The following is a 22,899-nucleotide window of genomic DNA, read 5'->3' on the forward strand; positions in this document are numbered from 1 at the left end:
TATGATTGATTTAAAACGCTATACACAGGTAACTAATAAACAATTATGGACTTATACAGGGATGGTTACACGCATTATTGGTATGGGAATTGAGTCTATTGGACCTATTAGTAATATAGGCGATGTCTGTGTGATTGAAACAAAAACTGGAAATAGAGAAGTGTTTGCAGAAGTTGTAGGTTTTAAAGATGAACATGTATTACTGATGCCGCTTGCAGATTTACAAGGTATAGGAGCAGGGTGTAAAGTGAAAAGTTACGGTGATAAACTTTCAGTGAAAGTAGGTTTCGAGCTTTTAGGTCATGTAGTAAACTGGCGTGCTGAACCTTTAACTGGTGAAGAGTTGCACTGTGAGATAAGTGTACCCATGGATAATGAAGCTCCAAATCCTTTAACACGAAATAGAATAAAGGAACAATTATACCTAGGAGTTAAAGCTATTGATGGCATGCTATCAGTAGGAAAAGGTCAACGTATTGGTATATTTGCTGGGAGTGGAGTAGGCAAAGTACTTTGATGGGAATGATTGCACGAAATGCGCTTTCTGATATTAATATTATCGCTTTGATAGGAGAGCGAGGGAGAGAGTTAAGAGAATTTATTGAAAAGGATTTAAAGGCAGAAGGATTAGCACGTTCTATTGTAGTTGTAGCAACTTCTGATCAACCAGCTCTTATTCGTTTAAAAGCTGCAATGACTGCTACGGCTTTAGCGGAGTATTTTAGAGATCAAGGGAAGGATGTTTTACTTTTAATGGACTCTTTAACACGTTTTTCTATGGCTCAGCGTGAGATTGGATTAGCTACAGGAGAACCACCCGTTTCACGTGGCTATACTCCTTCTGTATTTGCAGCTCTTCCAAAGCTATTGGAAAGGGCCGGTTACTCCGATAAAGGTAGTATAACAGGTATGTATACTGTTCTTGTAGATGGTGATGACTTTAATGAACCGATTACAGATACTGCTAGAGGAATATTAGATGGGCATATTGTTTTATCGAGAAAGTTAGCTAATAAGGGACATTATCCTTCAATAGATGTATTAGCAAGTATATCCAGGGTAATGGGAGATATAACTTCTAATGAACATAAAGCTTATGCAAGAGAAATTAAGAAGCACTTAGCTATTTATAGAGAATCAGAAGATCTTATCAATGTAGGTGCTTATAATAAAGGAAGTAATATAGAAATCGATAAGGCTATTGAAAAAATAGGACCCATTAATCAGTTTCTTTGTCAAACAGTAGAGGAAAAAATACCTTTTGAAACGACACTGCATACAATGCGTCAAATAGTTAATTAGGTGATACAATGTTTAAATTTGAATTAGAATCTGTGCTTTCTCTTAAGGGGAATATAGAAGATACTAAAAAGAGAGAACTAGGTCTAGCTAATAGGGAGAAAGAAATTTTAGTAAGCCAAAAAGAAGCTCTGTTGAAAGAATACAATTTGGTTTGTCAGAATCTAAAAAAAGAAGCGGGAGAGAATGTTAATATTCAAGCATTAAAGGTTTCACGCATTTATGCAGATTATATGCTAAAAAAAAATACAAGAAAAAAGAACTTCAAATTGAAAAAGCTATAGTAAAGATAGAAGAAAAAAGACAAGAACTTTACGAAGCAGTTAAAGAAAGAAAAATCCTTGAGAATCTTAAAGAACTTAAAAAAGAACAATTTAATGAAGAACAAAGAAAAGAAGAGCAGCTTATTGTTGATGGTATTGTAAGCTATAAGTATAGCACAAGGGAAGGAAGTGAAGGATAAAATGGCTAAGAAGCAAGAGAAAATAAAAGATGCAGAAAATAGGACTAACCCAGGTAAAAAGTTGGGTCCAGATAAGGTAGTACTTGCAGATGCTCCAGATGCTTTCCCCTTATCCAAGAAACGAAAAAAGCACAAGAGTCGGAATAGTAAAATTGTTTTTTTAATTCTTTTACTTGCATTGGTAGGAATAGGATATTCTTTTAGAAAACCTATTAATCAATTTATAGCTCCTAAAGTAGCAGATATCCCTTTTCTAAATAAGCTATTTAAAGAGAAGATAGAGCAAAATCCTTATGTAGATCTAAATAAAGATACACTTATTCGGGAATTGGAGCAAAAAAAGTTAGAGATTGAAACGCTTAATCAACAAGTAAGTTTAAAAGAACAAGAAATAACAAGCTTACAAGCTAAGATTAAAAATCTTCAAGAATATGAAGTTAAATATGATGATTTCCTAAAGCAAAAAGAAGAATGGGATGCCCAAATTGCTCAAACAGATAAAAATTTATTTATTAGTCAATTTGAAAAAATGTATCCTGATATAGCTCAAAAGCTTTATCAAGATATTAAGATAGATATAATAACTACAAAAGAACAGAAAAATTTTAGTAGTATGGTAGCTAACATGGATGAAGAACAAGCTGCTAAAGCTTTAGAAGAGCTTATAAAGACAGATCCAGAACTAGTTAAAGTAGTTGTTAAAGGTATGCAGTCAGAACGTAGATCACTAATACTTAGCAATATGAGTGCTCAAAATGCAGCGCTTGTCATTAAACTTGTATCACCAGAAGAAAATAAAGTAATACAATAAGGGGGGAGAGGAATGGATCATTCAGCGCTTCTAGTATTAACCTCTAACACTGCAGGTGTAGAGCTTAAAAGTACGCATTCAGCATCACGTCCGATGGAAAGCAATAAAAAGGAGAAGGTGAGTTTTGATTCGGCTTTAAATAAAGCAACCAATCTGGATAATAAGAATAAGACTCAAAGTGTTGTAAATGATAAGATAAAGGCTGTAAATAAGAAGAATTCTTTAGAGACAAAGACCACTAAAGAAGAAGAGATACAACCTGACGAAGCAATTCTCTCTCTAATGAGTACTGCGTTACAGGTTCCTGTTGAGAAGTTAATAGAGACATTGCAAACATTAGAGCTAGAGCCAATAGATTTATTGCAGTTAGATCATTTTAAGAATTTTATTGGAGCAATCTATCAAGAAACAAATGAAGGTGAGTTATTATTAGCTAATGTCAATTTGAAAAATATCAGTAAGTTATTTGAAGAGCTTCAAGATTTAGGTGAAAATTTTGAAAATAATATACTTCAAAGTAAAGTAATTGAAACGGAAGAAGGAAGCTTTTTAGTAGAGGAAAAAATAATAACTGACAAAGTCGTGGATACTCAAGTAACAGCTTTGGATAAAGGGGAGGAAGATAGTTTAGTACAACAAGTGGTAGACGTGATAGAAGGAAATGAACAAGCTGTGAATGAGAAAGGACTTATGCTTCAGGAAACGATAGCTAACTTAGAAGTTGCTGCCCAAGGAGGAGAAAAAGATAATGAGCAAGTAGCAGCAAATCATACAGATGGAAATCTAGAAGAGACTTTTCTTAATTTAAAGGAGTTTGGTTTAGGACTTAGTGTGCCTATACAAGGCTTTACTCACAGCTTTCAAATAAAAAATGGAGAAGGTCAACTAGCAACTAATTACTTGAATGAAGCGATGAGAGAAGCACCACTCACTAATCAAATCATTGATAGGATTGAAATGAAGACTTTTTTAAATACTCAAGAAGTAAATATGCAACTTTCTCCAAAGGAATTAGGCAATTTATCTATTAAGCTTACAGAGACAAATGGGATTCTTGTAGCAGATATAAAAGTTGATAATGACCGTACAAAGGAATTAATTTTAAGTGAAGTAGGTAGGCTTAAAGAAACCTTACAAGAACAAGGACTACAAGTAGGTGAAGTAAAGGTGGATGTAAGACAAAATTCTCATCACTCTCACATGGAAAAACAAAAGCAAAAGTCAACTAGACGTATACAGGAACTTATCCAAAAACATTTATATTCTGAAGAAATAAGTCAAGAGAAAGAGCAAATAAGAGAAAACATTAGCCAAAATCAAGTTGATTATATGGTATAAAGGAGGAATGACTATGAGTACAACTGAGGTAACAACACCCTCAAATCTTGTGACTCCTACAAGTGATTTGTTAAAGGTAGATAGTAAACGGACTATTAATCAAGAATTAGATAAGGATGCTTTTATCAATTTATTAGTAACACAAATGAAGTACCAAGATCCTCTTAATCCTATGGATAATCAAGAGATGATGGCACAGATGGCACAGTTTTCAGCGCTTGAACAAATGATGAATGTAGCTAAGGCAATAGAACAACAATCAGCCCACGCTCTTATTGGACAACAAGTGCAGTATCAATATGAAGATGAGTCAGGGACCACACAATATGCTATTGGTAAGATTGATTATGTGAAAACCCAAAATGGGGAGCAACTCTTTGGAATTGGTGAAAATGAAATTTCTAAGGATGGTATTATTGCTGTAATTGATGCAACTAATATTCAATCTAATACTTCAGCTTTTGATTTGTTAGGAAAAACAGTTCAAGGAGTATTTACTGAGAAAAATGCACAAGGAGTAGAGAGTGAGGTTGTTGTAGAAGGAGAAATACAAGGTATTATCATGAAGTCTGGTTTACCCTACTTAACAATGGGAACTGATAAAAATAAAGTAGAACTTGCTTTTGAAAACATACAAAATATTGTAGAGAAACCAACTTTAACCGGTAGATGGGTTACAGCTACCTATACAGATAAGGAAGGCAAAAAACAAGATATAGAAGGATTGGCAGAATATATTAAGATTACAAAAGATAGTACTTATGTTTATGTGAATGGCCAATTCGTAGATTTTGATGATGTGAAGACGGTTACAAACAAATAATTTGATAAACTAAGAGATAGATTGAGGAGGAAAAATAGTATGATGAGATCCATGTTTTCAGGGGTATCTGGACTTCGTGTGCATCAAACACGTATGGATGTAATTGGTAATAATATTGCCAATGTTAATACAATTGGATATAAGTCACAACGTGTTACCTTTAATGAAGTTTTTTCTCAAACCTTACAAAGTGCAAGTGCAGCAAGTGATGAGACAGGTAGAGGTGGCCTTAACCCTATGCAGGTTGGTTTAGGTGTTAATATTTCTTCTATTGATATGCTTATGACTCAAGGGGCAGCTCAGCGTACAGATAATCCTTTTGACCTTATGATAAATGGAGAAGGATTTATTGTTGTAGGAGATGCGACAGGTAAATATTTCACACGTGCAGGAGCCTTGAGAATGGATGATGAAGGGAACCTTATTATTCCTAATGGAATGAAAGTACAGGGCTGGCCAGCAAGTAAAGATGGAAAAGAAATTACACGTAAAGATGTAGAGCCTCTTAAGCTCAATGATCCAACTACTAAGTTTACATCTCCAGAGGCTACAACAGCTACCTCTCTTTCTGGTAATTTAAATACAGATGATGGTACAGATGGTAAAGGGGTTCCGAGCCAGCTTAAGATGTATGATAGCTTAGGAAATTTATATTCTATCAATGTTTTCTTGAAATATGATGCTGGAAAATGGTCAGTAACAGATCAAAATGGTGAAACAGGTAAGCCCATTATATTAACAGATCAAAATGGTAATACCTATCAAGCAGCACAAGCTACTGAAATATTTCCAAACAATATAGAGTTAGAGTTTGATGCTTCAGGGAAATTAACTACTACAGCTGCTTTTACACTTCCTACAATTGATATGAGTAAAGCACTACTACTAGATGATACAGGAGCAACCACTGCAACGACAGGACCTATAGCTAATATAAGTCAGATTACGATAGATTATAGTGGCTTAACTCAATATGCTTCTAAAACAAATGTCAACACCAAAGTAGGTGATAAGGATGGGAAGAATGCTGGTAAAGCAGCTGGAACAATGAGTGGTTATGATGTAGGCACAGATGGTAAAATTACTGCTTATTATAGTAATGGAGATAGACGTCTTCTTGGGCAGATTGTAGTGGCTCAGTTTGATAATCCAGCTGGGCTTGAGAAGAATGGTGATAACCTGTATACGGCAACAGCTAACTCAGGAGACTTTGATAATGTAGGTAAAGTAGGGAATTTTCAAGCAGGTGTTTTAGAGATGTCTAACGTAGACTTATCCAGTGAATTTACGGATATGATTGTCACACAAAGAGGTTTTCAAGCTAACTCGCGTATTATTTCTGTGTCAGATGAAATGCTTCAAGAGTTAACAAACCTTAAACGTTAAGAGAGTTAGGTGAAATACATGATTACAGTTACAAGGCTTAATCACCAGGAGCTTACGCTAAATTCAGATTTAATAGAGACACTGGAGCAAACACCAGATACGGTGATTACGATGACGACAGGTAATAAATTTATTGTGATAGAAAGTACAGCAGAGATCATAAAGAGAATTATAGATTACAAGAGGAAAATTCTACAGGTAGTAGAAGAGTAGGAGGGGAAGGAAATGGATATAGCAACAGTCATTGGGTTAGTATCCGGAACTGTATTCATTCTATTATCTATTGTTTTTTCAGGAGGGCGATTAGGGCTATTTGTTGATATTCCCTCTGTAATGATTGTTTTTGGAGGAACATTGGCAGCGTTACTTGTATCCTATCCTTTAAAACGATTTTTAGCGGCATTAAAAACAGTAAAGCATGCATTTTCTAGTAAAGAGTCAGATCCTACTGCTGTTATTACTCAAATTAATGAATTAGCTCTTGCAGCACGAAAAGAAGGCTTATTAGCTCTAGAAGAAATTGCTCAAGGAATGGATGATGCTTTTTTACAAAAAGGTATTCTTCTTATAGTAGATGGTACAGACGCAGAGTTGTTACGTAGTATTCTTGAAACAGAAATTGCATTTGTAGAAAATAGGCATAAGGATAATCAAGGTTTTTGGGCAACTGTAGCAGAATTGGGACCTGCATGGGGAATGATTGGTACACTTATCGGCCTTATTGCCATGTTGGATTCATTAGATGACCCTACCACAATAGGACCTAAAATGAGTGTTGCTTTAATTACAACATTATATGGTTCATTATTAGCTAACTTTTTTGCTACTCCCGTTTCAAGCAAATTAAAGGGAATTAGTGATCAAGAAGTATTACATAAACAAGTTATGATAGAAGGACTTTTATCAATACAAGCAGGTGAGAATCCTCGTGTAATAGAAGAAAAGTTAAAAGCATTTTTATCTCCAGCTATGCGTAAAAACTTTGAAGTTCCTAAGAATGAAGAAGAATAGGTAGGTGGAAAAGTGAAAAAGAAAGAAGATGAACCTAAAAAGGGCGCTCCCGCCTATATGAATACTTACGGGGACATGATGACATTATTGCTCACTTTTTTTGTACTTCTTTTCTCCATGTCTACAGTTGATGTAGCAAAGTTTAAAGCACTTGTAGCTTCCTTTGAAGGGGCAGCAGGAATACTTACTGGTGGAGAGACTGTTCAGGAAAACACAAATATGTTAGGAAATGGTATTAATCAATATCCCACTAAAAAGAAGACAAATAATTCAGAAACAGATAATAATGCAAAGAAGGATGAAGGTATTCAAAAGCTTAAAGAGAGTTTACAAACGTATGTTGATGAAAAGAATTTAACTAATAAAGTAGAGATCCAACAAGATGGAGATGAGGTTATCATACGTTTTGATGATATTTTATTATTTGATTCTGGTAAAGCAGATATCAAACCAGGGGCAATCCCGGTATTAAATACATTAGGTGTAAAATTACAAAATTATTTATCTAGTGGATATCGCTTACGTTTTGAGGGACATACAGATAATCGACCTATAAAGACAGCACAATTTAAAAGCAATTGGTATTTATCTGCAGCAAGAGCTATAGCTGTTACAGAATTCTTTGTAAACGAGATGGAATTTAATCCTGCTCATATTTCTACAGAAGGCTTTGGTGAGCATAATCCTATTGCCACCAATAATACACCTGAGGGAAGAGCTATGAATAGACGAGTAGAAATTAAAATAAGTAAAGATAATATAGAGAACTTGGAAAAGTAGGTGATTGAAGTGGACAAAAAATTCAAGATATTTGTTATAGTAACTCTTGCTATACTTCTTATTGCCATTGGTGGATGCACCTTTGTAGTTCTTAACTTAATAAACAAGACTAATAGTGCAGTAAGTGAAGCTGTAAAGGAAGAAAAACCCAAGGAACTTAAAGTTGTAGGACTAGGTGATGCGATTACTGTTAATCTTTCGGATGAATATGGAGAATCTCATGTTATGCGTGTCGTTATTTCATTTGGAGTAGATGAAAAATCAAAAGAATTTAAGAAATTTAATAGTGATGTCACAGAAAAGAATGTAATCATTCGTGATGCTATTATTGATATTATGCGTGAACAAACTTTTGAGATGATGAATAAAAAGGATGGAAAAACAAAGCTCAGTGATGAGGTCAAAACAAAGATAAATAAGCTTTTAGATACAAAGATTATAGAAAAAGTTTATTGCAGTGACTTCTTTATTCAATAAACCGTTACAAAAGGAGGTGACAAAGTGGGAGAGGTACTATCTCAAAGTGAAATAGATGATTTATTTAAAGCCTTGAATACCGGTGAACTTGATGTAAGTGATATGCATGAGTCCAATGAACAAAAACCTATAAAAGCGTATGATTTTGCTAGACCTTCTAAATTTTCTAAAGAGCAGCTACGTACATTGGAGATTATCTTTGAAAGTTATGCAAGGCTAGTATCTACCTACTTATCAGGGCACTTGCGTACAATGGTATCAGTGGAGGTAATGAATTCCGAAGCGGTCACTTATTCAGAATTCTCTAATGCACTTATTAATCCTGTTATTTTAGCTGTAACGGATTTTAGACCATTAAAGGGGTCTATTCTTATGGAATTATCTCCTAATATGGGATATACTATAATAGATAGAGTTTTAGGTGGTAGTGGACAAGGATTAGAAAGAATTAGAGAGTTTACAGATATTGAGCATGTTATCTTAGAAAAGATTTTTCTTCAGTTTGTTCAATTGCTAGTAGAGCCATGGGAAAATGTTGTGGAGCTAGACCCACAGTTAGAGAAGATAGAGACAAACTCACAGGTTGTACAGATTATTTCACCAAATGAAATTATTGCATTAGTTACATTGAATGTTAAAATAGGAAATGTGGCAGGCATGATGAATATTTGTATTCCACACCTTGTTCTTGAATCTATTATGGATAAAATAAACACCAGGTACTGGTTTTCACAGAAAGAGCAAGAACTGGGACCATCTTATGGGAGTTATATTCAGAAGATGGTTGAAAAAAGCCCTATTCCTATTAAGGCAATACTCGGTAAAACCCATATCACTATAGAAGAATTTCTGGAACTGCAAAGGGGCGATATTATCAAATTGGATAAAAGCATTGATGCAGACTTAGATGTATGCGTAGGTAATATTCTGAAATTTAGAGGCATTCCAGGAGAATATAAAAATAAAGTTGCAATAAAAATCAATCAAGTAGTAATGAGGGAGGATGAATAATGGTAGCCGAGATGCTTTCCCAGGAAGAAATTAATGCATTACTAGGAAATATGTCACTAGATGACCCGAGTGAGATAAGTAATGCTTATGATACAAATAATATGAACAATACCAATAGTAATAGTTCAGAAGCTCTTCAAATAGGTTCTGAAGTATTGACACCTGAAGAAATAGATGCTTTGGGAGAAATTGGAAATATTAGTATGGGAACTGCTGCTACAACTTTGTTTACGTTGCTTAATCATAAAGTTATGATTACAACGCCTGTTGTTGAAGCAATGACATGGGACGAATTTTCAGAAATAATCTCTGATGATTTAATTGCTGTATCAGTAGATTATACAGAAGGTTTAACAGGTGCCAATTTATTAATATTAAAAGAACATGATGTAAAAGTTATAGCAGATTTAATGATGGGGGGAACCGGAAGTTATATAGAGGGGCCGATTACAGACCTACATTTAAGTGCTATTGCGGAGTCAATGAACCAAATGATTGGTTCATCCTCTACATCTATGGCTCAAATATTTAATAAAAAAATAGATATTAGCCCTCCACAAGCTATCCGTTTAGGTTCTGATTTAGAGAGTGTTTTTGGACCTAAAGGAGATGTTGTTAAGATCTCCTTTAGACTTCAAATTGAAGAAAACATTATAGATAGTGAACTCATGCAGGTCTTACCTATACAATTTGCAAAAGACCTCATATCAGGTTTATTAGCTTCTACTGAAACTGAAATAGTAATAGAAGAAAAACCAGTAACATCACGAGAAAATCGAACACCAGAGTTAGCACCGCCACCTGTACAACCAACACCAACGCCTACACCTAATTATAGGGAGAGTGATGGACAGCCTTATTATAATCCACAACCAGATCCTTACTATAATCAAGTAACTCCTCCTCAAAATATGCATTATTATGGTGAAGGGCAGCAAGGAACTAATTATGGCAATACATATAGAAGAGATGTGGATGTACAAACACCACAATTTCAGTCTTTTGATAAAGTGAAAAAGGTTTATCCAAAAGAAAATATGGATTTATTAATGGATGTATCTTTGGAGGTATCAACAGAACTTGGAAGGACAACAAGGAAGATTAAAGAGATTCTTGAGTTTGGTCCAGGAAGTATTATCGAACTTAATCGATTGGTTGGAGAGCCTGTAGATGTATTAGTGAATGGTAAGTTTATTGCTACAGGTGAGGTGGTTGTTATCGATGAAAACTTTGGAATTCGTATTACAGATATAATTAATCCCGAAGATAGAATATAGGAGAGGTGTATAAGATAATGGCAAAGAGTGTATTAATAGTTGATGATGCAGCATTTATGAGAATGATGATTAAGGACATCTTAAGTAAAAATGGTTATGATGTAGCAGGTGAAGCTGATAATGGGCTTAAGGCGGTTGATAAGTACAAAGAACTAAATCCAGATTTGGTTCTTATGGATATTACTATGCCTGAAATGAATGGAATTGATGCAGTAAAAAATATTAAAGCTTTTGATCCAAGTGCAAAGATTGTAATGTGTTCAGCAATGGGTCAACAAGCAATGGTTATTGAATCTATACAAGCAGGGGCAAGAGATTTTATCGTAAAGCCTTTCCAAGCGGACCGTGTACTTGAAGCTGTGCGTAAAGTGTTAGGTTAATAGATTAATAGAACAAATATTAGTGGTATTTGGTTATAAATACCACTAATATTGTATACGAAATAATATAAAACATAACGGTGAGTATATGGAGATAAAAGATTTTTTTGAAATTCTATTGTTATTAATTGTTTTTGGTGGTGTTCTTTTTTTGACTTATTTTGTTACTCGAAAAATGGCAATGATAAATAAAAAAATGCATTTCAATAAAAATATGCAAATTATAGAGGTCTTACAATTAGGACAAGCTCATTATTTATATATTGTTAAAATAGGAAAAGAGTATCATTTAATGAGCTGTGGAAAAGAAGGGATACGTTATTGTGCAAAATTGGATGGGGTAGAACTTGAGATAAATATTCCCCAGGAAAAGTCCTTCCAAGAACATTTAATAGCATTTGCAAAAGATTGGCAGGTAAAAAAACATGAGAAATAAGAAGAAAATGCTTTTATACATAATAGGAGTAAGTATGCTATTTTTTTCATTTATTAATATTACATATGGAAATCCTATTGAATCTGCTGGCTTACCAGGTATTAATATATCAATCGATAAGGCGAACTCCCCACAAGAGGTAAGTAGTAGTCTGCAAATCATTTTTATTATTACAATCCTTGCTCTAGCACCGTCAATTTTAATTATGATGACGGCTTTTTTGCGTATTATCATTACATTACATTTTTTAAGGGCAGCTATCGGTACGCAGACAATGCCTTCTAATCAAATCTTAATTGGGCTTGCCTTGTTTTTAACATTTTTTGTAATGAGTCCTGTATTTTCGGAAATAAAAACAAATGCTCTAGAGCCCTATCAGCGACAAGAAATTACTCAACAAGCTGCTCTAGAGCGAGGAGTAGAGCCTCTTAAAGGTTTTATGCTTAAACAGACGCGAGATGAAGATATTAAATTGTTTATGGACTTATCAGGAAGAGAACCTTTAGAAGATGATTCGAATCTTGAAAAGCAGCTTCCATTACATATTGTTGTACCAGCTTTTATTATTAGTGAATTACGTGCAGGATTTATTATCGGTTTCTTACTTTATTTACCTTTTATTGTAATTGATATGGTAGTGGCGTCCACTCTTATGTCCATGGGGATGATGATGTTACCACCAGTTATGATTTCCTTACCTTTTAAGATTTTACTTTTCATATTAGTTGATGGATGGAATTTGATTATTGCCCAGCTTATTCAAACATTTCAGTAGGAGGATTGAATATGGAAGAACTAGTAATAGATATAATGCGTGAAACCTTATTAACTATTATTAAGGTTTCTTTACCTGTTTTACTAACAGGATTAAGTGTAGGATTAGTTGTGAGTATTTTTCAGACAGCTACATCTATCCAAGAACAAACATTAGCATTTATTCCTAAAATTATAGCTACTTTTATGGCAATCATTTTATTTGGTGGATGGATGATGAATACATTAATTGGTTTTACTACGCGAATTATAAGTAGTTTTAGTAATTTTATAGCCTAGATGAAGGACAAACTTATGGAAGAGTTAATGAGTTTATATAAGGATATAGATATTTTTTTACTCGTATTTTGCAGGATTATTTGTGCCTTTATTTTTTTGCCAGTAACAGAGGAATCCAAAATTCCACCTCTAGCTTTATCAGGACTTAGTGCAATCCTAGCACTTATTACAATTTATACGGGTCAAGTAACAAAGCCAATCTATAATCCTACATTACTAGGGTATACTTTTGTTATTGTTAAAGAATGTATGGTAGGACTTATTATTAGTTTTGGAATGAAGATTTTTTTTCAAGTTTATTATTTTATGGGAATGCTGTTCGGAATGCAAAGTGGAATGTCAATGAGTCAACTTTATGATCCTGCTGCAGGTGCACAAGTACCTACTATTGGTCGTTTTTACATGTTGGGCTTTAGTGTGATTTTTATACTAAGTGGAGGATATGAGTGGTTTATAACAATACTTATTGATTCCTATAAGAAAATTCCTATTGATCAAGCTGTTTTTGGGCCTCATGTAATGAAAGCTATAGTTGAAGCAATTTCAAATTATTGGTTAATTAGCTTTAAACTGACAATGCCTATTTTAGGTGTTTTACTCATTATTGATTGGGGCTTAGGAATATTAGCACGTACTGTACCTCAAATGAATATGTTCATCATCGGTATTCCACTTAAAATGCTTGTTTTATTTTTCTTACTTATTGTAACACTAGGTCTATTTACTGTATTTAATGACATTATTTTAGATGAGCTAATAGGTACTGTAATGAGTTTAATACAAGGAATGATATCATGAGAAATGAGTGTGTAGAGGTAAAACAACTTTATTTTTTAAATTTAACCTTTTTTTCAGCGGAGGATGAAGGTAGAACAGAAAAGGCAACAGATAAAAAACGGGAGGATGCTAGAAAAAAAGGACAAGTAGCTAAGAGCCAGGAACTCAATACAGCCGTACTCATTGTAGGTTTTTGTGCATTTATGTTAGTTTTAGCAGGCTATATGTTAAACAATATAGAGCAGATGGTGACCATTTCAATTAATGGTTGGACAGAAGCTTTAAAACAAACAGAAGTGAATTATTTTTATAACTTAACTGGAAAAGCTATAATGGATATTATTATAACTTCTGCCCCGTTATGGGGAGGCTTATTTTTAATAGCTTTTCTAATATGTTACATTCAAGTAGGCTATAAGCCAAGTGGTAAACCTTTTGAACCTAAATTTTCAAAAATGGATCCTCTATCAGGATTGAAAAGAATTTTTTCTGCAGAGTCAGGTTTTAAATTACTTATTTCTGTGGGAAAAGTTATTATTCTAGGTTACATTGTTTATTCCATTATTCAGTCACGTATCCCTACTTTCTTAAAGTTTTATGATTTTGCGCCACGTCAGATTTTATTTAATTTAGGAAGCACCGTTATTTATATAGGCTTTTATGTAGGAGGAGCTTTTCTTATATTATCCGTATTAGATTATTTGTATCAAAAGCATAAACATGAAGAGAGTATTAAAATGACAAAGCAAGAAGTGAAAGAGGAATATAAAAACATGGAAGGTGACCCGCAAATAAAAGGAAAAATCAAACAAAAAATGAGAGAAGCTTCAATGAAACGTATGATGCAAGCCGTGCCTGAAGCAGATGTTATTATTACAAACCCAACGCACTTTGCAGTAGCTATTAAGTATGATGCTGAAAAAAACAGTGCGCCTATTGTTACTGCAAAGGGTGTAGATTATGTAGCACAAAAAATTAAAGAAAAAGCAAAAGAATCGCATATACAAATTGTAGAAAATAAACCGTTAGCACGTGCGCTTTATTATACAGTTGATTTGGGAAAAGAAGTGCCACCAGAGTTATACGGTGCAGTAGCAGAAGTACTGGCATTTGTGTATAACCTCAATCAGAAGAAAGTAGATAGGAGGAAATAAAGATGAAGTTCAAATCAGGAGATATTTTACTAGGGATTTTTGTAATTGGTGTTATTTTCCTAGTTATTATTCCATTACCAGACTTTATATTAAGTTTGCTTATGATTATAAATATTTCTATTGCAGCTATGATTTTATTAAGTGCTTTATTTTCTAAAGAATCTTTGGATTTATCTTTATTCCCAACTATGCTTCTTTTAACAACACTTTTTAGATTGGGACTAAATATTTCATCTACTCGTTTGATTCTTCAAAATGGTTATGCAGGTGAAGTTGTACAAGCTTTCGGAGAATTCGTAGCTGGTGGAGATATTGTTATCGGTGCCGTTATCTTTATTATTATTACTATTGTAAACTTTAAGGTTATTACAAAAGGTTCTGAGCGTGTAGCAGAGGTTACAGCTCGATTCACATTAGATGCTATGCCAGGAAAACAAATGGCTATTGATGCAGATCTTAATACGGGTTTTATTGATGAAACGCAGGCAAAAGAGAGAAGAAAAAAAATTCAAGATGAAGCTGCTTTTTTTGGAGCTATGGATGGTGCTTCTAAATTTGTAAAGAATGATGCGGTGGTGGGGCTTTTTATTACAGGTGTTAATATTGTAGGTGGACTTATTATCGGTATGGTAATGAAGGATATGGCATTTATGGATGCTCTCCAAAAATATACAATTGTAACAATTGGTGATGGACTTGTAAGTTCTATACCTGCTCTGTTTATTTCAACAGGAACAGGTATCCTTGTTACAAAGACGAACACAGATGATGGGATGAGTAGCATTATTCTTAAGCAGTTAGTTTACTCCCCTATTGTTTTATATGTAGTAGGGATTACGCTTGTAGCACTTGGATTATTTACACCGATGGGACCTCTTGTTACCTTTCCTATTGCTATTGTTTGGTTTGTTATAGCTTTTCGATTTTCAAACAAGAAAAAAGTATCAGCTATTGAATCTGCTATAGATGAAAAGGATGAACAAGCAGAAGAAATAAGGAAACCAGAAAATGTTATTTCACTCCTTCAAGTAGATCCAATAGAGTTAGAATTTGGATATGGAATTATCCCTTTAGCTGATGTAAACCAAGGAGGAGACCTTTTAGATCGAGTTGTTATGATTAGAAGGCAAATTGCGCTAGAATTAGGAAGTATTGTGCCAATTGTCCGTTTAAGAGACAACATTCAACTTGCTCCTAATGCTTATAGTATAAAGATTAAAGGTGTAGAAGTAGCAAAAGGAGAAATTCTCTTTGATCATTATATGGCCATGAACCCAGGTTATGTGGAAGAAGAAATAGATGGTATCCAGACAATGGAGCCAGCCTTTGGTTTGCCAGCTCTTTGGATAACAGAGATGCAGCGTGAAAAAGCAGAAATTAAAGGATATACTGTTGTAGATTGTCCATCTATTATAGCAACACATTTAACAGAAGTCATTAAAGCACATCTACATGAATTACTTAGTAGGCAAGATGTTAAGACACTTATTAACCATGTTAATGAAACACATTCTACGCTTATAGAGGAATTAACACCTAAGCTATTAAGTGTAGGGGACATTCAAAAGGTACTTAGTAATTTATTGAAAGAAGGAATATCTATACGCGATCTGGTAACAATTTGTGAAATATTAGCAGACTATGCTCCGACTATTCGTGACACAGATGTTCTAACAGAATACGTGAGACAGGGCCTTTCTAGGGCTATCTCTAAAAAAATATTTATGGAGGGAACTAATCAGGTTATTACACTTGACCCAGCTGTTGAACAACAGATAATGGAACATGTTCAGCATACAGAGCAAGGTGCTTATGTGGCTCTAGACCCTAAAACAATTCAAAGTATTGTTATGCAACTAAAAAAGGAAATTGCCAAGTTAACGACAATTGGATTACAACCTATTATCTTAACTTCCCCCATTGTACGTATTTATTTTAAACAGTTAACTGAGCAGTACATACCAGATTTAATTGTAATTTCTTATAATGAAATTGAACAAAGTGTAGAAATACAGTCAATAGGAATGGTGAGTATAGCATGAGAATTTTAAAGATTAAAGGAAAGAGTGAAGAAATTATTTACGAACAAATAAAGAAGGAATATGGTGAATCAGCTCTTATTTTAAGCACACAAAAAGAAAAGGAGAAAGGGATTTTAAATTGGTTTAGACCTACTAAAACGGTAGTAACAGTAGCTGTTCCAGAAAATGAACCTACTTTCGCTGAAAAACTAGAAGAAAAAGTTAATCAAAATCAAACATTAGGAGAGCCCTTTCATATTTCTATGGAGATGTTAAATGCATTAAAAATTCAAATGAATGAAATGCAGGCTTCACTTGCTAAGCTTAGTCATGTTGAAGGGAATGATACGAATAAGAAGTTTTTAGAGTACTCAGAAGCGGATAAGATGAAAGATTTATTAAATAAAAAATTAATTGAGCAAGGCCTTCAACAAGAAGTTATAGATAAACTTATGAGGGACAATCAAGAAGAAGATATAGAAGGAATCGTAAGATTTTTTTATAGCCGAGTGGAGGAGTTACTAACTCAATCTGTAGATAATAGTAGGATGTTACCTAAAGTTGTTTTTTTTGTAGGTCCTACAGGAGTAGGAAAAACGACAACAATTGCTAAACTTACAGCTGATTATGTACTGAATAGGAATAAAAAGGTTGTACTATTTACTTCAGATACATACCGCATTGCAGCTATTGACCAATTAAAGACTTATGCAGATATTTTAGGTGTTAGTATTGAGATCATTTATGAAGAAAAAGAGCTTTTACATTATCTTGATAAGTGGCAAGATATAGATCATATTTTTATTGATACAGCAGGACGCTCTCATAAGAATGTAGAGCAACTTAAAGATGTTAAATTTTTAATTGATAGTGTGTCTGAGAAAGAAGTGCTCTTAGTAATGAATGCAAGTACAGCCTATAAAGATGTTAAGAAGATTATAGAAACCTATGAGGGTTTATGTGGTGAGTTTAAGCTTATTATTACTAAACTAGATGAAACGGATCAAATAGGTAATATTTTAAATATTGCATATAGCTCTCAAAAACCTATCCTCTATTTAACGGTAGGGCAAAATGTGCCAGCTGATATTATAACTTTTGAGGTAGAACGTTACACAAGTGATTTATTAGGGAGAATAAACTATGAATGATCAAGCAGAGCAATTAAGAAAAATGGTTTCTTCAAATAAAGAAGTGAGGCCTATAGGTAATATGAAAATAGTTACTATTGCCAGTGGAAAAGGGGGGGTAGGTAAAAGTAACTTTGTAGTTAATTTAGCTCTATGTCTCAAGACATTAGGAAAATCTCCCATTATATTAGATGCAGACTTTGGTTTAGCAAATGTGGAAATTATATTAGGAGAGCGACCAAAGTATAATATGGCACAGCTTATTAATGAAGAATGTCAATTAAAAGATTTAGTTACTCAAAGTAAATATGATATTTCTTTTATATCTGGTGGATCAGGAATTAAAGAAATGATGTTTTTACCCAATGAAAAGATAGAAGAAATAGGGAAAGCACTTGTATATTTAGAAGATATGACAGATATGTTACTTATTGATACAGGTGCAGGTATCAACGATATCGTACTAAAGTTCTGCATGTTAGCTCATGAAATTTTTATCATTGTTACACCAGAGCCTACATCTATAACGGATGCTTATGCACTTATTAAAACATTAATAGCTACACTACCTATTAAACCAGAGATTAAAATAGTAATTAATAAGGCTGAAAATAGAGAAGAGGCATATGATGTATTTAATAAATTATCCTATGTGACAAAGAGTTTTTTAAAGACAACAATAAATTATGCAGGTTTTGTGCCATATGATGAATTAATTTTAGCTGCAGTAAAGAGACAAATTCCTATTTTCTTACATGATAAAAAAGCAAAAGCAAGTACAGCATATTATCAAATTGCTCAAAGTCTGTTACAAGATAGTCAAACAATAAATAAAATAGATGAGCAAAAGATAAGTTGGGTACAGCGTTTTAAAAAAATATTTTCACATTAAGGATTAAGTCTTTTTTTCTGATAGTTATCAATAATGCATATAAATAAAAAATAATAAGATGTATAATAGAATGTATAAATAGAGGTTATTTAATATTTTAGGAGACAGAATATGAAGGTGAATAGACAAATAGATTCTGGATGGGTGGGAGAAGATGGCACAACTTATGAGTATATTGTAACCATAGGTATTTCTACAGGCGGTCCTAAATTACTTAATCAATTAGTAACACTAATAGACGAAAAATTGCCTGCTACTTATGTAATTGCACAACATATGCCAGATGGTTTTACAAAGCCGTTAGCAGAACGACTCAATGCGATGAGTGAGCTTGTCGTAAAAGAAGCTGAAGAGGGGGATAAACTGAAACGGGGTGTTATTTATATTGCACCTGGAGGAAAGCAGTTACGAATTGTGAATAATATTAACCCTCAAATAGCAATTATGGAGGATGCACTTTTTAAGGGGGCAAAGCCTTCCGTTAATATTATGATGGAATCATTGGCTTCATTAAAATTAAATAATAAAAAAATAATTGCCATTATTATGACAGGAATGGGTAATGATGGACTAGAAGGCGTTAAATCGTTAAAGCTAAAGCAAGATTGTAAAGTGATTGCTCAAGACCAAGCTACTTCAACAGTTTACGGTATGCCAAAGGCGATTATTAATGCAGAATTAGCAGACTACATTGTACCAGCAGATAAAATTGCGCAAACAATTAAAAAGATAGTGGGGGATTAAAATGGATGTTAGTCAATACTTACAAATGTTTATTGAAGAATCAAAAGACAATCTACAAAGGTTAAACGAAAATTTATTAAAATTAGAGAATACACCCGAAGATATTCAAACACTTAATGAAATATTTAGAGTAGCTCATACCTTAAAAGGTATGGCTGGGACCATGGGTTTTACTAGGATGCAGAAATTAACCCATAATATCGAGAATGTTTTATCTGAAATTAGAACAGGAAAAATTAAAGTAAATAGTAATATGCTAGATACATTATTTCAGTGTTTAGATGCTCTTGAGAATTATGTAGAAGAAATTATAAATACAGCAGGAGAGGGTACAGAAGATTATGCCCAATTAATCAGTGAATTAGAAAGAATAGTTAATCAGAAAAAAGAGGAAGTAGTAGAAACAAGCAAAGAAAGAATTATTTCAGCAAGTCCTTCTCATATAGAAATTATAGCTTTACCAGAAGCGCAAGAAACGATAAAGAATAAAGCTTTAGCAATGGATATGAATGTTTTTCAGGTAAATATTCATCTTTCAGCTAATTGTGTATTGAAATCTGCCAGAGCTTTTGTTATTTTTACAGACTTAGAGAGAATGGGCGAAATCATTCATTGTATACCAAGTGTGCAAGATATAGAAGATGAGCAATTTGAAGATTCTTTTGTCATTGTCTTTGTAACTAAGGAATCACAACAGCGTCTTCAAGAAGTTATTTTAGGTGTATCAGAAGTGTCTAATGTAGAAATTGTAGCACTTCATCAAGGAGTACAGGAAAAAGTAATTACTTCAGCAGAAAGTCAGATAGAAGAAAATCAAGAAACTCATCTGAACTCAGCAGAAGCTAATGCACAACAAAATGGAAAACAACAGGTGTCAAGTAAAACAGTAAGAGTAAATATTGATCGGCTTGATACGCTTATGAATTTGGTGAGCGAATTAATCATTGTTAAAACACAGTTAGAAGGACTCAATGTCAATGTTCAAGATTCAAGTAGTAACTACAATGATTCAGTAGAATATCTTGAAAGGGTAACTACCAGTTTACATGATGCAGTTATGAAAGTACGAATGGTACCTGTTGAAACAGTATTCAATCGATTCCCAAGACTTATTAGAGATGTATCTCGTAAGTTAGGAAAAGATATTGAACTTGTTATGTTAGGTGAGGAAACAGAATTAGACCGAACAGTTATTGATGAAATAGGAGATCCACTTATTCACCTTTTACGTAATGCTGCTGATCATGGACTTGAGACAACTGAAGCACGAATAGCAAGTGGAAAGCCAAAAAAAGGAACCATTAGGCTTGAAGCTTATCAAGATGGTAATAGCGTTGTTATCGAAGTACAAGATGATGGTAAGGGCATAGATGTTAGTAAAATTAAAAATAAGGCTATTCAAAAAGGAACAATTACAAAAGAAGAAGCTGGAACAATGTCTGATCAAGAAATAGTAGAACTCTTATTTAGACCAAGTTTTAGTACATCAGAAGAAATAACAGATTTGTCTGGTCGTGGAGTTGGTTTAGATGTTGTTAAAAGTAAAATAACAACCCTGGGGGGACATGTTGAGGTACAGACAGAATTAAATAAGGGGAGTATTTTTAGAATACGTTTACCACTGACTTTAGCTATTATTCAGGCACTTATGATTAATATAGGTTCAGAAAAGTATGCCATCCCACTTAATAACATTCAAAATATTGAGGATGTACGAAAAGAAGATATTAAGCTAGTTCAAAAGCAAGAAGTTATTGTAGTAAGAGACGAGATCATTCCAATTATTCGTTTACATCGTGTACTAGGTTTACCAGAACAAGAGGATAAGGAGCTAATGATGGGCGTTATTGTGAAGAAGGGAGAACGTCAAGTTGGATTTATTATTGATTCTCTCATTGGACAGCAAGAAATAGTTATTAAGTCATTAGGTAAGTATCTAAGTGGAATTGATATTATTGCAGGTGCTACGATTTTAGGTAATGGTGAAGTAGCATTGATTCTGGATGTTAACTCATTAATATAGGAGGTGAGAATATGAATTATGCAGCTCAAGCAATAAGACAGTTTATTGTCTTTAAATTAGATGAACAACTTTATGGAATTGATATACAGAATGTACAAATTATTGAGAGAATGAAACCCATTATGCGTGTTCCTAAAGCGCCTAATTGCGTAAAAGGAGTTATGAACTTAAGAGGAGAAATTATTCCTGTTATTAGTTTAAGAGAAGAGTTTGAACTTTTGCAAACAGAAACTACAGATAAAACACGTATCATTATTGTAAAATTGGAAGATGCAATGGTAGGAATTATAGTAGATGAAGTAAAAGAAGTTATTGAACTTGCAGATGTAGCTATAGAAGTTGTACAGAATGTACAAGGCAAAATGAAGTCAAATCATTTATTAGGTGTAGGGAAGGTTCAAAGTGATAACAATATTGTGACCTTGTTGAATCTTCAGAATATAATTGAAGAATCTTTTGAAAAGTAAAGGTTAGGAGAATAAGGTCTTGAAAGAAAGAGATTATCGAAATTTAACCAATGAAGAGCTAGATATTATTAGAGAAGCAGGGAATATCGGGGCAGGAAATGCAATGACCTCTTTAGGTAAATTAGTAGGGCGTACTTTGGATATAAGTATAACAGAAGTACATATAGAAAAAATACAAGAGTTAGGAAGTGTTTTAGGTGATCCTGAGAAGTATATTGCAGGAATGCTTATTAATGTACATGGGGATTTAAATGCTATGTTACTTCTTGCATTAGAAACGGAAAGTGCAATAAAAATGGTTAACCTCATTTTAAATAAAAATGTTACCTCTGTTGAAGAATTTGATGAAATGGATTTATCTGTTCTATGTGAGACAGGTAACATTTTAGGTGGTTCTTATGTTAATGCACTGAATAGTCTAACAGGTCTTGATTTAGATGTATCTATTCCACAGATGGCTATTGACATGGCAGGAGCTATTTTAAGTTATCCTGCTATAGAGTTTGCAAGAAATGATAATACAATGTTATTTATTGAAACTAAATTTACGGAAGCGACTAATATACTGAAAGGAACTTATATCATCATCTTAGATAATGCATCATTTAGTAATATTGTAAATGTATTAGGTGATTGGGTATGAGTGAGGGGAATGTAGTTAAAGTAGGTATGGCAGATTTAAATGTTGCAAAGGCACCCGATATACTTACTACATTGGGTTTAGGTTCATGTGTAGGGATTGCTCTTTACGACAATATAACTAAAATAGGTGGATTAGCACATATTATGCTTCCAGATAGTACACAAATAAAAAATAATGAGAACGTTGCTAAGTTTGCAGATACAGCAATTGAGAAATTAATTTGTGATATGAGTATAATAGGTGCTAAACCTAGCCGTCTTGTGGCTAAAATCGCAGGTGGGGCACATATGTTTGAATTTAAAAATATGGATGATATGATGCGAATAGGGACAAGAAACGTAACAGCAGTTATGGAGATTTTAAAGAAGTTGAATATACCTATTTTAGCAAATGATACAGGAAGTAATTATGGTAGAACAATAGAGCTACATACGGATACAGGTATATTATTGGTTAGAACTATAGGGCATGGAATAAAAGAAATATAGCAAAGTATCGGAGGT

At 33.5% G+C, this 22,899-nt stretch carries 25 protein-coding genes and 1 pseudogene; all 26 read left to right on the plus strand.

The window, feature by feature from the left end; translation table 11 throughout:
* Position 1: 1 nt before the first annotated feature.
* The 26 genes and pseudogenes from fliI to CS063_RS04205 all read left to right on the plus strand — a co-directional run bounded on the left by fliI (position 2) and on the right by CS063_RS04205 (position 22,884).
* Positions 2 to 1,302, plus strand: a pseudogene (gene fliI / locus CS063_RS18120) (flagellar protein export ATPase FliI).
* An 8-nt stretch (positions 1,303 to 1,310) separates the two neighbouring features.
* Positions 1,311 to 1,583 (plus strand): hypothetical protein, encoded by a 273-nt coding sequence (locus CS063_RS04080; RefSeq protein ID WP_099448404.1) that lies wholly within the window; start codon positions 1,311 to 1,313, stop codon positions 1,581 to 1,583.
* A 180-nt stretch (positions 1,584 to 1,763) separates the two neighbouring features.
* Positions 1,764 to 2,573: a MotE family protein gene (locus CS063_RS04090; protein WP_143452440.1), complete on the plus strand. Its 810-nt coding sequence runs from the start codon at positions 1,764 to 1,766 to the stop codon at positions 2,571 to 2,573.
* A gap of 12 nt (positions 2,574 to 2,585) precedes the next feature.
* The gene (locus tag CS063_RS04095; protein WP_099448406.1) at positions 2,586 to 3,911 is read left to right on the plus strand and encodes a flagellar hook-length control protein FliK; all 1,326 of its coding nucleotides are present in this window, start codon (positions 2,586 to 2,588) and stop codon (positions 3,909 to 3,911) included.
* Positions 3,912 to 3,924: 13 nt separating this feature from the next.
* Positions 3,925 to 4,734, plus strand: a complete 810-nt coding sequence (locus CS063_RS04100; protein ID WP_180270672.1) for a flagellar hook capping FlgD N-terminal domain-containing protein — start codon at positions 3,925 to 3,927, stop codon at positions 4,732 to 4,734.
* A gap of 39 nt (positions 4,735 to 4,773) precedes the next feature.
* Positions 4,774 to 6,120 carry a flagellar hook protein FlgE gene (locus tag CS063_RS04105; RefSeq protein WP_099448408.1) on the plus strand — a complete coding sequence of 449 codons (1,347 nt, stop codon included), beginning with the start codon at positions 4,774 to 4,776 and terminating at the stop codon, positions 6,118 to 6,120.
* Between the two features lie 18 nt (positions 6,121 to 6,138).
* Positions 6,139 to 6,333, plus strand: a complete 195-nt coding sequence (locus tag CS063_RS04110) for a flagellar FlbD family protein (RefSeq protein ID WP_099448409.1) — start codon at positions 6,139 to 6,141, stop codon at positions 6,331 to 6,333.
* 12 nt (positions 6,334 to 6,345) lie between these two features.
* Positions 6,346 to 7,131: a motility protein A gene (locus CS063_RS04115; RefSeq protein WP_099448410.1), complete on the plus strand. Its 786-nt coding sequence runs from the start codon at positions 6,346 to 6,348 to the stop codon at positions 7,129 to 7,131.
* 12 nt (positions 7,132 to 7,143) lie between these two features.
* On the plus strand, positions 7,144 to 7,911 hold the full coding sequence (locus tag CS063_RS04120) for a flagellar motor protein MotB (RefSeq protein ID WP_099448411.1): 768 nt from the start codon (positions 7,144 to 7,146) through the stop codon (positions 7,909 to 7,911).
* A 9-nt stretch (positions 7,912 to 7,920) separates the two neighbouring features.
* The gene (locus CS063_RS04125) at positions 7,921 to 8,388 is read left to right on the plus strand and encodes a flagellar basal body-associated FliL family protein (RefSeq protein ID WP_180270673.1); all 468 of its coding nucleotides are present in this window, start codon (positions 7,921 to 7,923) and stop codon (positions 8,386 to 8,388) included.
* A 24-nt stretch (positions 8,389 to 8,412) separates the two neighbouring features.
* Positions 8,413 to 9,399, plus strand: a complete 987-nt coding sequence (gene fliM / locus CS063_RS04130) for a flagellar motor switch protein FliM (protein ID WP_099448413.1) — start codon at positions 8,413 to 8,415, stop codon at positions 9,397 to 9,399.
* The gene (gene fliY, locus CS063_RS04135) at positions 9,399 to 10,676 is read left to right on the plus strand and encodes a flagellar motor switch phosphatase FliY (RefSeq protein ID WP_099448414.1); all 1,278 of its coding nucleotides are present in this window, start codon (positions 9,399 to 9,401) and stop codon (positions 10,674 to 10,676) included. The genes fliM and fliY overlap by 1 nt, the downstream gene beginning before the upstream one ends.
* A gap of 17 nt (positions 10,677 to 10,693) precedes the next feature.
* Positions 10,694 to 11,056, plus strand: a complete 363-nt coding sequence (locus CS063_RS04140; RefSeq protein WP_099448415.1) for a response regulator — start codon at positions 10,694 to 10,696, stop codon at positions 11,054 to 11,056.
* 88 nt (positions 11,057 to 11,144) lie between these two features.
* The gene (locus tag CS063_RS04145; RefSeq protein WP_099448416.1) at positions 11,145 to 11,492 is read left to right on the plus strand and encodes a flagellar biosynthetic protein FliO; all 348 of its coding nucleotides are present in this window, start codon (positions 11,145 to 11,147) and stop codon (positions 11,490 to 11,492) included.
* Between the two features lie 34 nt (positions 11,493 to 11,526).
* Positions 11,527 to 12,267: a flagellar type III secretion system pore protein FliP gene (gene fliP / locus CS063_RS04150; protein WP_308415421.1), complete on the plus strand. Its 741-nt coding sequence runs from the start codon at positions 11,527 to 11,529 to the stop codon at positions 12,265 to 12,267.
* Between the two features lie 11 nt (positions 12,268 to 12,278).
* The gene (fliQ, locus tag CS063_RS04155; protein ID WP_099448418.1) at positions 12,279 to 12,545 is read left to right on the plus strand and encodes a flagellar biosynthesis protein FliQ; all 267 of its coding nucleotides are present in this window, start codon (positions 12,279 to 12,281) and stop codon (positions 12,543 to 12,545) included.
* 15 nt (positions 12,546 to 12,560) lie between these two features.
* Positions 12,561 to 13,343 (plus strand): flagellar biosynthetic protein FliR, encoded by a 783-nt coding sequence (locus tag CS063_RS04160; RefSeq protein WP_099448419.1) that lies wholly within the window; start codon positions 12,561 to 12,563, stop codon positions 13,341 to 13,343.
* The gene (gene flhB / locus CS063_RS04165; RefSeq protein WP_099448420.1) at positions 13,340 to 14,476 is read left to right on the plus strand and encodes a flagellar biosynthesis protein FlhB; all 1,137 of its coding nucleotides are present in this window, start codon (positions 13,340 to 13,342) and stop codon (positions 14,474 to 14,476) included. The genes CS063_RS04160 and flhB overlap by 4 nt, the downstream gene beginning before the upstream one ends.
* Before the next feature lie 2 nt (positions 14,477 to 14,478).
* Positions 14,479 to 16,518 carry a flagellar biosynthesis protein FlhA gene (flhA, locus tag CS063_RS04170; protein WP_099448421.1) on the plus strand — a complete coding sequence of 680 codons (2,040 nt, stop codon included), beginning with the start codon at positions 14,479 to 14,481 and terminating at the stop codon, positions 16,516 to 16,518.
* Entirely contained in the window at positions 16,515 to 17,648 is a 1,134-nt protein-coding gene (gene flhF, locus CS063_RS04175; RefSeq protein ID WP_099448422.1) for a flagellar biosynthesis protein FlhF, read from the plus strand. The genes flhA and flhF overlap by 4 nt, the downstream gene beginning before the upstream one ends.
* Positions 17,641 to 18,519 (plus strand): MinD/ParA family protein, encoded by an 879-nt coding sequence (locus CS063_RS04180; RefSeq protein WP_099448423.1) that lies wholly within the window; start codon positions 17,641 to 17,643, stop codon positions 18,517 to 18,519. Before flhF ends, CS063_RS04180 begins: the two co-directional genes overlap by 8 nt.
* Positions 18,520 to 18,630: 111 nt before the next feature.
* Positions 18,631 to 19,263, plus strand: coding sequence for a CheB methylesterase domain-containing protein (locus CS063_RS04185; RefSeq protein WP_099448424.1), 633 nt, complete (start codon positions 18,631 to 18,633; stop codon positions 19,261 to 19,263).
* 1 nt (position 19,264) lies between these two features.
* Complete coding sequence (locus CS063_RS04190; RefSeq protein WP_099448425.1) at positions 19,265 to 21,286, plus strand: chemotaxis protein CheA; 2,022 nt, start codon at positions 19,265 to 19,267, stop codon at positions 21,284 to 21,286.
* 11 nt (positions 21,287 to 21,297) lie between these two features.
* A complete protein-coding gene (locus CS063_RS04195; protein ID WP_099448426.1) occupies positions 21,298 to 21,753 on the plus strand; it encodes a chemotaxis protein CheW in 456 nt (151 codons plus the stop codon).
* Between the two features lie 19 nt (positions 21,754 to 21,772).
* A complete protein-coding gene (locus tag CS063_RS04200) occupies positions 21,773 to 22,396 on the plus strand; it encodes a chemotaxis protein CheC (RefSeq protein WP_099448427.1) in 624 nt (207 codons plus the stop codon).
* Positions 22,393 to 22,884, plus strand: coding sequence for a chemotaxis protein CheD (locus CS063_RS04205; protein WP_099448428.1), 492 nt, complete (start codon positions 22,393 to 22,395; stop codon positions 22,882 to 22,884). The genes CS063_RS04200 and CS063_RS04205 overlap by 4 nt, the downstream gene beginning before the upstream one ends.
* Positions 22,885 to 22,899: the final 15 nt, after the last annotated feature.

Source organism: Sporanaerobium hydrogeniformans (assembly GCF_002735925.1).
GTDB classification, from domain to species: Bacteria; Bacillota; Clostridia; order Lachnospirales; family Cellulosilyticaceae; genus Sporanaerobium; species Sporanaerobium hydrogeniformans.